This is a genomic window from Duganella sp. SG902 (genome assembly GCF_013376005.1).
GTDB lineage: Bacteria > Pseudomonadota > Gammaproteobacteria > Burkholderiales > Burkholderiaceae_D > Rugamonas.
Genome location: NZ_JABMJK010000004.1, coordinates 387709 through 399746, shown reverse-complemented (window position 1 = coordinate 399746; position 12038 = coordinate 387709). Strand labels below are relative to the sequence as shown.

Here is a 12038-nt window from a genome sequence, read left to right as displayed (position 1 = left end):
AATGATTTGATGGGCAAATGGAGGAAACACCAACGTTTCCTTCACCGGCTTGGCCGGTATAAAAAATACATCAACACACCCGCGTGTTTAGCGATTTAAATTGGGAGCTACATAATGATGGTTGAAACAGTAATGGCCCGTTCCGTGCGCATCATCTGCGCTGGCGGTCTGGCGCTCGGCATGACCGCCGCCATGGCGCAACAGGCGTCCGACGATGTCGTGGCCCGCGTCGAGATCACCGGTTCGTCGATCAAACGTATCGCCAAGGAAGGTTCGCTGCCAGTGCAGACCCTGTCCCGCGCCGACATCGAACAAAGCGGCGTGCAGAACGTGGCCGACCTGGTGGCCCAGCTGCCGTCGATGCAAGGCTTCATCACCTCGTCGGCATCGGTCAACGGCGGCGGCGGCGGCGTGCAAACCGCCTCGATCCACGCCATCGGCACCCAATACACCCTGGTGCTGCTGAACGGCCGCCGCATGGCGCCGTACGGCACCGGCAGCGCGGTCAACCTGGCCAGCATCCCGCTGTCGGCCGTGGAACGCGTCGAGATCCTGACCGACGGCGCCTCGACCCTGTACGGTTCGGACGCGATCGCCGGCGTGATCAACTTCATCCTGAAGAAAAACCAGACCGACCTGGTGGTTGAGGGCACCTACAACTCGCCGCAGGAAAAAGGTGGCAAGAGCAGCAATTTCTCGATCAGCAAGGGCTGGGGCAACCTGGATAGCGACGGCTTCAACGTGCAAGTGTCGTACGCCCACGACGAGCAGAAAGAGCTGAACGCCAGCGACCGCGACTTCGCCAAGTCGGGCGTGCACAAATTCAGCCACAAAGGCAAGCAATACGCCACCTGGCAGACCTCGATCAACTCGACCCCGGCCAACGTCGAAGTCGTGACCGCCGATGACGACGTCGTGCTGAACCACGACCTGCTGACCAAGAACGGTTGCACCCAGGCGAATACCTTCTCGCGCAGCGGCGCCTGCCGTTTCGACTACGCCGCCACCGTGCAGCTGCTGCCGGAACTGAAGCGCGACAGCGTGTTCGCCAACGGCACCCTGAAACTGGGCAAAGACACCACCGCCTACAGCGAACTGGTGCTGTCCAAGTTCACCAACACCGCGCGCTACGCGCCGGCCGCACAACCGCTGACCGTGTTCAGCACCGATCCGGTAAGCGGCGTGAAAACCGTCAACAACGCCTACATGGGCGCCTACAACAGCTCGATCGTGCCGCTGCTGGCCAGCCAGGGCGTGAACGCCGCTGACGTCACCGACGCCCTGCTGTACTATCGCGGCGCCGACGCCGGTGGCCGTACCGACGAATACCGCACCGACGCCGTCCACTTCGTGGTGGGCGTGGACAGCAACATCAGCGGCTGGGATGTGGGCGCATCGTACACCCACTCGCAGAACAAGCAGACCGACAAGGCCCTGGCCGGCTACATGAGCGCCAACAAGTTCGAAGAACTGATCCGCACCGGCAAGTACAACCCGTTCGTCTCGACCACGGGCGCCGCCGCCCTGCTGGCCGACGCCGTGCTGCACCAGGACCTGGACGTGACGAAGTCGAAGATCGACGTGATCAGCGCCAAGGCTTCGCGTGAAGTGTTCGACCTGCCGGGCGGCGCCGCCGCCCTGGGTCTGGGCGCCGACTTCACCAAGCAAACCTACACCGACACGCCGGCCGCCATCGCCATGGGCCCCAACCCTGGCAACCCGGGCTGGACCGACGTTGAGATCGGCGGCGGCACCGGTTCGCAAGCGCTGGACGCCAGCCGCAAGAACTGGGGCGCGTTTGCCGAGTTGCTGATGCCTGTGGCCAAGACCCTGGAAACCACGGCCGCCGTCCGCTACGACAGCTACGACGCGGTTGAGAAAAACAACGTCAGCTACGACCCATCCGGCAAGGCCGCGCCATCGGGCAAGCTGGGCGAAGACGTCGCCAAAGCCACCTACAAGCTGTCGGCGCGCTGGACCCCGGTCCAGTCGCTGCTGGTACGCGGCTCGTACGGCACCGGCTTCAAGGCGCCGACCCTGAACAACATCGCCGACCCGCTGAAGAACGCCGGTTCGTCGAACGCCTTCCCTTGCCCGGTCAAGTCGCCGGACCCACGCGCCGTGTACTGCCGCCCTGGCTCGTCGGAATACGGCCTGCTGGACACCGGCAACCCGAACACCGGCGACAAGGCGCTGAAAGCTGAAACCTCGAAACAGGCAACGCTGGGCTTCCGCGTCGAGCCAACCACCTCGCTGTCGGTGGGCCTGGACTGGTGGGATGTCAAGCTGAAGAATCAGATCCGCACCTACTCGCAAGACCAGCTGTACGGTGTGCCGGCACTGGCCAACCAGTACATCGCCGTCTACGCCGACCCTATCCAGAAGAGCAACGTGCTGGTGGCGATCCGCCAGCCGCTGAACCTGGCCTCGTCGCACTTCCAGGGCCTGGACTGGGATACCACCTTCCGCACCGCCACCCCGATCGGCAAGGCCAGCGTGAACTGGACCGGTACCTACATGCTGAAGGCCGAGCAGGAAACCCCGGGCGTGGGCACCGAGAAATCGATCGGCCGCTTCGACTCCTATGACGACGTGGTGTTCCGCGTGGTCAGCCGTCTGATCTTCACCCTGAAGACCTCGGACAAGCTGTCGAACTCGCTGACCGTGAACTACCGCTCCGGCTACCACGACAAGCCGCTGACCGCCGACGACGCCGCTGTACGCGTGGTCAACGCCGACGGCACCATCGGCGGCGTGGTCGCGATGGAAGATCACGACGTCAGCTCGTACACCACGCTCGACTGGCAGACCAAGCTGAACTACGTGAAGAACCTGACCATCACCGCCGGCATCCGCAACCTGCTGGACCGCGATCCACCGTTCTCGATCCGCAACTCGGGTGGTGGCAATCAGGTGGGCTACGACGGCCGTTACGCCGATCCGCTGGGCCGCACCTTCTACATCACCGCTCAGTACCGCTTCTAATCGTTGCTTGATTAGCGAAAAGGCTCCCTCGGGAGCCTTTTTTTATGCAGCGACCGCTTCCAGAAGTAAAAACGCCCGGCAAATTTGCCGGGCGTTTTTTTGGGGGCGACTTAATTAAAACTTGTAGTTGCCAGTGATGTAGAAGGAGCGTCCGGCCGGATCGGCATAACGGCCGTCGTAACCGATCTGGTTGCCGCCGCCGGCGTTCTGCAGCGTGAACGGCGGATCGCGGTCGAACAGGTTCTTGATGCCTGCGGTCAGCGTGAACTTGCCGAAGTCATACTTGCCCTGCCAGTCGAACGTGGTGTACGACGGCGTCCACAGGCCTGGGAAGGCCACCGAGTCGCCCACGCTGCCATCCGGATTCACCGCGAACACCGCCGTGTCGGCCGGATAGGCTTGATCGTGGTAGCCCGACTTGTAGTGCGCGGTCAGGGTGTTGGTCAGCTTGCCGTTGGTCAGGCTCAGGCTGACGTTGCTCTGCACGCGGAACACCACGCCGTTGTCCGGACCGAAGCGTCCCAGGTTGGACTGCACTTCGCCGCCCGCCGTGGTGGTGTAGTTTTGCTTGAGCATGTAGGTGCCGTTCCATGCCGCGCGCACGTCGCCAATGCCGGTCTTGCGACGGTAGCTGAAGTCCCAGTCGATGCCGCGATAGTTCGCCACACCGCCGTTGATCGGCGCCAGCAGATACGCAATCGTGGTGTAGCCGGCCGGGTCAGGATACGGATTCACGAACAGGTTTTTATACTGCTGCGGATTGGCGAAGCCCACTTGCTCCGGCACGCCGGCCGACAGCACCTGGTTGCGGATCTGCACATTCCACAGATCCAGGCCCAGCGACAGGCCGGCCAGCGGCTCGACGCGGCCACCGAGGGTCCACTGCTTGGACTTCTCAGGCTGCAGGCCGGCCGAACCACTCTGACCATTCGGGCCGGTCAGCAAATCGTACTGCGCCAGGCCGACCTGGCAGCCCGGCGAACCGGGGAACGGGCAGGCGTAGCTGCCGGCGGTGCTGCCGTTGAAGGTGTTGGCGCCGGCGATGTCGCTCAGGTTGGGCGCCTTGAAGCCGGTGCCGTAGGCGGCGCGCAGCAGCACGCTGTCGACCGGCGTCCACTTGACGCTGACCTTGTAGGTGCCGGCGCTGGAGGTGTTGCCGAGGTCGCCGCTAGGCAGTTGCGGGATCAGGCCGCTGGCGTCCGGCACGCTGGCGAAGATGTAATCGCTGTGCACCTTGTCGTAGCTGTCGTAGCGGCCGGACACGGTGGCTTCCAGCGTTTTGCTGACTGGCAGCAGCACCTCGGTGAACACACCCCAGTTGTCGCGCTTGGCGCCGAACGGCACCTGGCCGTAGTTGCCGCCGACCGGATAGTTGGCCGACACCGGCTGGGTCGAGAAGCCCGAGCTGGACAGGATCAGCGGGTTGTAATCGATCTCGTACTTGGTCTTGGAATAATCGCCGCCAATCGAGATGATGGAGGTGCCGCCCGGCAGCGAGAACAGATCGTGCTGCGCGCCCGCGTGCACCGTGTTCAGGGTCGACTTGGTGCGCGAGAACACGGTGCCGTTCAGCAGCGCGCCTTTCAGCTGGTCGGCGCCCTGGCCGGTGACCGGATCGTACTTGCCGGCCGCCACCAGCGAGTCCAGCATGCTGAAGTCGGAATAGCCGCCGGCCGCCGTGTCCTTCAGCTTGGTCTGCGACAGGATCAGCGAGGCGTTGTAGGTCCAGCCGAAGGCCGAGCCGTCGATGCCGGTGGCGAAGTGGCGCGCGGTGGTCTGGTACTCGTCGGCGCGGCCGCCGATCAGCACCGAGCGATAGCCCAGCGTGGCGTTGCCGGTCGGGTTCTCCAGGCCGTTGGCGTCCAGGTAGGACTGCACGTATTTCGCGTACAGCGCCGGGAAGCGCGTGGTGGCGTTGACGCCCATCGGCTGCGCCGACGGCGCGTACTGCGCGGTCATCGCGTATTGCGACAGCACCAGCTCGGCCCACGCGGTGGTGTCCTCGTTGATCTTGAAGGTGCCCTTCAGCAGGCCGCTGTCGCGCCGGCTGCCCGGCACGTCTTCCACGGTCGACGCGTAGTTGAAGCGGCACTGCGTGCCCAGCGGGCCGGCCAGCGCGCTGCCGCAGTTGCCGTTGGCCGCCAGGTAAGGATTGATCGCGTAGCCGACCGGATCGGCGGTGCTGCCCTTCGGCCGCGCGTTGAAGGTGATGTTGGCCGGCTCGGTGTTGCCGGTGCGCTGGTCGAAGTAATACTGCTTGCCGTTGGCGTTGAACTTGAAGAACGCGCCCTTGGCCGAGAAGTCGCGCTGCAGCGCGGTGATGCGCTCCAGCTCCTCGTGGCTGTACGAGGCCAGCACGTTCCAGCCGTTGGACTCCAGGTCGCCCCAGCCCTTGGTGATGCCGGCGCTGCTCCACGAGCCGCCGTTCTTTTTCGGCTGGCCGTAGGTGGCGTACACCTCGCCCTTGGTCTGATTTTTTTTCAGGATGAAGTTGACCACGCCGGCGATCGCGTCCGAGCCGTACAGCGCCGAGGCACCGTCCGTCAGGATCTCGACGCGCTCCACCGCCTCCAGCGGAATGCTGGACAGGTTGACCGCGTAGCCGCCGCCCTGTCCGCTGCCGATGGCGCTTGGCGCCACCCGCTGGCCGTCGAGCAGCACCAGCGTGTACTTGGACGGCAGCGAGTGCAGCGAGGCCGTGGTGACGCCGGCGCCGCCGCCGTTCACCGAGCTGGACGAAGGCACGAAGCCCTGCATCGACGGCAGCATCTGGATCAGGTCGGTGGCGGAAGTGGCCCCGGTCTGCTTGATCTCGGCCGCGGTCAGCACCTGCACCGGCAGCGAGCCTTCTTTCTGGATGCGCTTGATCGACGAGCCGGTGATCTCCACACGCTGGATCGGCTGATCGGTGGGCACATCCTGCGCAAAGGCGGGCAGCGCCAGCAGGACGCTGCCTGAGAACATCAAGCGCAAGGAACGGGACAGCACTCTTTCTTGAATCATGACTAACCTCCGGTTAATTTTTTTGGGATGCAACAATCCAACGCCTGTGGTCGGAAAGACCGCAGGCGGCGCAAGGAACGTCACTTGTTGGAATTACGCTAGGAGGGTGATCATCGACACCAGCCATGTTTTATATAACAACATGGTCAAGAATGCAGTGTCAATTGTGTGATAGCCGAGTTTTGCGTTCTTACCACAAACTTGATAGCCAGATTCAAGAAAATCCGCCCTAACTCGACATTAGGGCGGGTTTTGCCTACTTTTTCATCACTTGGCGGCGGCTTCGCGCGCCTGCGTGGCCAGGCGGCGCTGGCGCACGGCGGCGGCCAGGCCTTGCAGCACTTGCACGCTGCTATCCCAGTCGATGCAGCCGTCGGTCACCGACTGGCCGTAGGTCAACTCCTTGCCCGGCACCAGGTCCTGACGGCCGGCCACCAGGTGCGATTCCACCATCACGCCAACGATGCGCTGCTCGCCGCCCGCCACCTGGCCGGCGATGTCGGCGCACACCGGCACCTGGTTCTCCGGCTTCTTCGAGCTGTTGGCGTGCGAGGCGTCGATCATCAGGCGCGGCGCCAGACCCTGGGCCGCGATGGCCTTGCAGGCCTCCTCCACGCTGGCCGCGTCGTAGTTCGGGGTTTTGCCGCCGCGCAGGATGATGTGGCAGTCCTCGTTGCCGTTGGTCGAGACGATGGCCGAGTGGCCGCCCTTGGTCACCGACAGGAAATGGTGCGGCTGCGAGGCCGCCTTGATCGCGTCCACCGCGATGCGCACGTTGCCATCGGTGCCGTTCTTGAAGCCTACCGGGCACGACAGGCCGGACGCCAGCTCGCGGTGCACCTGCGACTCGGTGGTGCGGGCGCCGATCGCGCCCCACGAGATCAGGTCGGCGATGTACTGCGGCGAGATCACGTCGAGGAACTCGGTGCCGGCCGGCAGGCCCAGCTCGTTGATGTCGCGCAGCAGCTCGCGCGCCATGCGCAGGCCATCGTTGATGCGGAAGCTGTTGTCCATGTACGGATCGTTGATCAGGCCCTTCCAGCCCACCGTGGTGCGCGGCTTCTCGAAGTACACGCGCATGACGATCTCCAGGTCGCCGGCCAGTTCCTTGCGCAGTTCCACCAGGCGGCGCGCGTACTCCATCGCCGCCTTCGGGTCGTGGATGGAGCACGGGCCGATCACCACCATCAGGCGATCATCCTGGCCGTGCAGGATGCGGTGCAGCGCCACGCGGGCGTTGGCGGCGGTCTGCTCAGCCGCATCGGTGCACGCAAACTCGCGGATCAAGTGGGACGGTGGCGTCAGTTCCTTCATCTCGCGGATGCGCAAATCATCGGTACGGGGCATTGCTGTTCTCCAAGATCAAAAAAGTAAGGGTAAAAAAAAAACCGCCTCGTGCGAGGCGGTTTTTTGGGATTCTGCTGGGACTCGTTTTGCTTCTACGTGCACCGGCCGCTAACTCCACCGCCTTGGGTTGGATAGCTAAAGTAAAACCAGCCGGTAAAGAAGAATTTGGTCATGGATTGACTATAACGCCAGAGTTCCGGGCTTGGCAAGCGATTTTTTTTCGGCAAGAAAGCCTCCCTACAAAACTTTACATCCTCAAAGTCGTCTTTACATCTTATCCATTGTGAGCAAATGTAATGTCAGCCGGCCGGCGAAATGCGGGCTGGCGCGGTGGCTGCCGGCATATGCAAAAAAGCGCCTTAACATGTGCGTTTGTTTGCTACTGTTGGATATTCGCATAATTATCTTTCGATCATTGTTGCGATCACTACTGAATGTTTTGATGGGCCTCCACAACCCCAAAACAAAATCAGGAGTGACACACCCATGATGATAGAAAGAGCTCTTACCCGATCTCTGCGCGTGATGTTTGCCGGCGGACTTGTCGTCGGCATGCACGCGGCCGTTGCGCAAACCGACGACGGCCCCATCCAGCGCGTGGAAGTGACCGGTTCCAGCATCAAGCGCCTGGCCACCGAGACGGCGCTGCCGATCACCAGCATCAAGGCGTCCGACTTCGAGAAGCAAGGCCTGACCACCGCCGCCGAAGTCATGAACACGCTGTCGATGAACCAGAGCTCGACCGGCAGCAGCCAGTCGGTCGGCTCCGGCACCGGCGGCATCGCCACCGCCGACCTGCGCGGCCTGGGCAGCAACAAGACGCTGGTCCTGCTCAACGGCCGCCGCCTGGCCAGCCATCCGTTCAACGGTTCCTCGGTGGACCTGAACATCATTCCGGTGTCGGCGCTGGACCGGGTGGAAGTGCTGCGCGACGGCGCCTCGGCCATCTATGGCACCGACGCCATCGGCGGCGTGATCAACTTCATCACCAAGCGTTCGGTGCAGGGCGCCACGGTCAGCGTCGAGCGCCACCAGCCGCAAGCGGGTGGCGCCGGCGGCGAATCGCGCCTCAACCTGTCGGGCGGCTATGGCGACCTCAACAAGGACGGCTGGAATGTCTTCGGCGTGATCGACCTGCACAAGCAGACCGCGCTGGATGCGGTGGACCGTGACTTCTCCAGCACCAGCGTGCGTCCGGACAAGGGCATCAACAACAGCAGCGGCACCTCGCAACCGGGCAACTTCTACTCGGCCAACGGCATCACCGGCAACCCGTACTACAGCAGCGGCTGCGTCGGCAAAGGCCTGATTCAGAAAAGCAGCAACGGCACCTGCCGCACCGATACCATCGCCTACATCCAGGACATTCCGAAGACGCAGCAGGAATCCTTCCTCGGCAAGGCCAGCTTCAAGCTGAGCGAGGACAATGTCGCCACGGTCGAGTACCTGCACAGCCGCTCGACCAACCAGAGCGCCATCGCGCCATCGCCGCTGACCGGCATCACCATGACCTCGGCCAGCCCTTACTATCCGGGCGGCAGCGCCGGCGTGCCTGCCGTGGCCGGCCTCACCGGCGAAGACCTGACCATCAACTGGCGCACCGTCGCGGCCGGCAAGCGCATGGGCTACGACACCTCGATCTCCGACCGCCTGGTGCTGGCCTCGGAAGGCCTGGTGGCGGGCTGGGACTACAACGTCGGCCTGACCTACGGCGTCAACAAGGCGGCCAGCGCCTTCATCGGCGGCTACACCAACGACTCGCTGATGAAAGCGGGCGTGTTGAGTGGCATCCTGAATCCATTTGGCGAGCAATCGGCCGAGGGCCTGGCCTACATCGACGCGGCCCAGCTGCGCGGTGAATACCTGGCCGCGAAAATGACCAGCATCGGCGTGGACGGCAAGATCAGCCGCGAGATTTACCAGTTGCCGGCCGGCGGCGTCGGCTTCGCCATCGGCACCGAATTCCGTCACGATAAAGCCACCTACGATGTGAACACCGCCCTCGCCTCGCAGGCATCGAGCTCCGGCTACGCCGACGCGCAGGACCAGGCCGGCCAGCGCAACATCGCCGCCCTGTATTCCGAGCTGAGCGTGCCGCTGGCGAAGAATCTGGAACTGTCGGCCGCCGCCCGCTACGACCATTACAACGACGTCGGCGGCAGCTTCAATCCCAAGATCGGCCTGCGCTGGGAGGCCAGCAAGCAGCTGATGTTCCGCACCTCGTACAACACCGGCTTCCGCGCGCCGACGCTGTACGATCTGCACGGTCCGGCCACCTCGACCTTCACCAGCAATGCGTATGACGATCCGGTGCTGTGCCCGGGCGGCGTGGCGGCGGCCGGCGCCAATCCGAATATCGCCTGCAATCAGCAGCAATACATCCGCAGCGGCGGCAATGCCAACCTGAAGCCGGAGAAATCCAGGACCTTCGCGCTGGGCGCGGTGTTCGAGCCGACCAATGCGGTGAGCGTGTCGCTGGACTACTTCAACATCAAGATCCGCGATTCAATCGGCACGGTGGCGGAGTCGGCCATCTTCGACAACTACGAGAAGTACAAGAGCTACTTCGTGTACTCGGCCGACGGCAAGACGCTGCAGTACGTGAACGCGGTGCTGGACAATCTGGGTGAAGTGAAGACGTCAGGCATCGACGCCAGCCTGCGCTGGAAACTGCCGCGTTCGGCGGCCGGCGACTTCGGCTTCCAGTTCGATGGCACCTGGGTGCACAGCTACAAGTACCAGAACGAAGCGGGCGGCGAGTTTGTGGAGAATGTCGGCGTGTATGGCGACAACGCGCCGGTGTTCCGCTGGAAGCACAACGCCACCATCAGCTGGAAGAAAGGCGTGTGGAGCGCGGCGTTTTCGAACAAGTACCTGAGCGGGTATGTGGATGAGAATGATGTGGCGGATGCCTACTACCACAAGGTGCGCGCGTATTCGACCTACTCGTTGTCGGGCAGCTACACGGGCTTGAAAAACACCGACCTGACGGTGGGTATCAAGAACCTGTTCGACAGCGCGCCGCCGTACACCAACCAGGGCACCACGTTCCAGAGCGGCTACGACCCACGCTATACCGATCCGCTGGGCCGTACCTTCTACGTGAAAGCAACCTACAAGTTCTAAACCAATTCGGGGTCAGCTCTGACAATCGGACACGGCCTCTGCCGTAGCAAAGCTACGGCAGAGGCCGTGTCCGATTGTCAGAGCTGACCCCGAATTTTAAGCGGTGCCGCCGACGGTCACGCCGTCGAGGCGCAGTGTCGGTTGGCCCACGCCCACCGGCACGCTCTGCCCTTCCTTGCCGCACACGCCCACGCCCGGATCGAGCTTCATGTCGTTGCCAATCATCGATACGCGGTTCAGCACTTCCGGACCGTTGCCGATCAAGGTCGCGCCTTTCACCGGATAGGTGATCTTGCCGTTCTCGATCATGTAAGCCTCGCTCGCCGAGAACACGAACTTGCCGTTGGTGATGTCAACCTGGCCGCCACCGAAGTTCACCGCGTACAGGCCATTCTTCACCGACGCCAGGATCTCGCCAGGGTCCTTGTCCCCGCCCAGCATGTAGGTGTTGGTCATGCGCGGCATCGGCAGGTGCGCGAACGATTCGCGGCGCGCGTTGCCCGTCACCGGCATCTTCATCAGACGCGCGTTCATGGTGTCCTGGATGTAGCCTTTCAGGATGCCGTCCTCGATCAGCGTGGTGCACTGGGTCGGATTGCCTTCGTCGTCGATATTCAGCGAACCGCGACGATCGGCCAGCGTGCCGTCGTCAACCACGGTGACGCCCTTGGCCGCCACGCGCTCGCCGATACGGCCGGAGAAGGTCGACGAACCCTTGCGGTTGAAGTCGCCCTCCAGGCCGTGGCCGATCGCTTCGTGCAGCAGGATGCCCGGCCAGCCAGGCCCCAGCACCACGGTCATCGGACCGGCCGGCGCCGGACGCGAATCCAGATTTACAATAGCCGACTTGACCGCGTCTTCCGCATACTGCTCCAGCAGCGCGTCGCTGAAATAGCCATAGTCATAGCGGCCCCCGCCGCCCGACGAGCCGACTTCACGGCGGCCGTTCTGTTCCACGATCACGGTCAGCGACACCCGCACCAGCGGACGAATGTCGGCCGCCAGCACGCCATCGCTGCGCACCACCAGCACCACGTCGTACTCGCCCGCCAGGCTGGCCATGACTTGCACCACGCGCGGGTCCTTGGCGCGCGCCAGCTTCTCGATGCGCTCCAGCAGCTTGACCTTGGCGGTGGCGTCCAGCGACACCAGCGGATCGTGCGGCAGGTACAGGGAGCGGCCGCCCACATGGTTCATGGCGCCCGCCACTTTCACCTTGCCGGCGCCGGCGCGCGCGATGGTGCGGGTGGCGGCGGCGGCATCCAGCAGCGCCGCCTCGGAAATTTCATCCGAATACGAAAACGCCGTCTTGTCGCCGGACACGGCACGCACGCCCACGCCCTGGTCGATCGAAAAACTGCCGGTCTTGACGATGCCTTCTTCCAGGCTCCAGCCCTCGTTCTTGGTGAACTGGAAATACAAGTCCGCGTAGTCAACCTTGTGGGTAAACATGGTGCCCAGGGTCTTGAGCAGCTTGGCTTCGTCCAGCCCGAACGGCGTCAGCAGGATATCGCGCGCTACGGCCAGGGTGGACAGATTGGGTTCAAATGGCTTCATGGTGATGCTTTCTGTTAGGT

5 protein-coding genes are annotated in these 12038 nt (G+C 63.4%); 2 read left to right on the top strand and 3 right to left on the bottom strand.

Annotated features, from left to right (window positions below; genetic code table 11):
- The first annotated feature begins 132 nt into the window (after positions 1-132).
- Positions 133-2985 carry a TonB-dependent receptor domain-containing protein gene (locus tag FHW83_RS11115; RefSeq protein ID WP_229224124.1) on the top strand — a complete coding sequence of 951 codons (2853 nt, stop codon included), beginning with the start codon at positions 133-135 and terminating at the stop codon, positions 2983-2985.
- A 114-nt stretch (positions 2986-3099) separates the two neighbouring features.
- On the opposite strand, the gene FHW83_RS11110 is transcribed toward FHW83_RS11115, so the two are convergent.
- Positions 3100-5988: a TonB-dependent receptor domain-containing protein gene (locus tag FHW83_RS11110; RefSeq protein ID WP_176646416.1), complete on the bottom strand. Its 2889-nt coding sequence runs from the start codon at positions 5986-5988 to the stop codon at positions 3100-3102.
- Between the two features lie 267 nt (positions 5989-6255).
- On the bottom strand, positions 6256-7335 hold the full coding sequence (gene aroG / locus FHW83_RS11105; protein WP_176646415.1) for a 3-deoxy-7-phosphoheptulonate synthase AroG: 1080 nt from the start codon (positions 7333-7335) through the stop codon (positions 6256-6258).
- Between the two features lie 486 nt (positions 7336-7821).
- On the opposite strand from aroG, the gene FHW83_RS11100 reads away from it, so the two are divergent.
- Positions 7822-10461 carry a TonB-dependent receptor gene (locus FHW83_RS11100; RefSeq protein WP_176646414.1) on the top strand — a complete coding sequence of 880 codons (2640 nt, stop codon included), beginning with the start codon at positions 7822-7824 and terminating at the stop codon, positions 10459-10461.
- Between the two features lie 96 nt (positions 10462-10557).
- Here FHW83_RS11100 and tldD read toward each other — a convergent pair whose 3' ends face one another.
- Positions 10558-12018: a metalloprotease TldD gene (gene tldD / locus FHW83_RS11095; protein ID WP_176646413.1), complete on the bottom strand. Its 1461-nt coding sequence runs from the start codon at positions 12016-12018 to the stop codon at positions 10558-10560.
- Between the last annotated feature and the right edge of the window lie 20 nt (positions 12019-12038).

What these genes read in the sequence shown, in the direction of transcription:
- FHW83_RS11110 (WP_176646416.1), bottom strand. Translation starts at nt 5,988, where the DNA reads ATGATTCAAGAAAGAGTGCTGTCCCGTTCCTTGCGCTTGATGTTCTCA.
- aroG (WP_176646415.1), bottom strand. Translation starts at nt 7,335, where the DNA reads ATGCCCCGTACCGATGATTTGCGCATCCGCGAGATGAAGGAACTGACG.
- FHW83_RS11115 (WP_229224124.1), top strand. Translation starts at nt 133, where the DNA reads ATGGCCCGTTCCGTGCGCATCATCTGCGCTGGCGGTCTGGCGCTCGGC.
- tldD (WP_176646413.1), bottom strand. Translation starts at nt 12,018, where the DNA reads ATGAAGCCATTTGAACCCAATCTGTCCACCCTGGCCGTAGCGCGCGAT.
- FHW83_RS11100 (WP_176646414.1), top strand. Translation starts at nt 7,822, where the DNA reads ATGATGATAGAAAGAGCTCTTACCCGATCTCTGCGCGTGATGTTTGCC.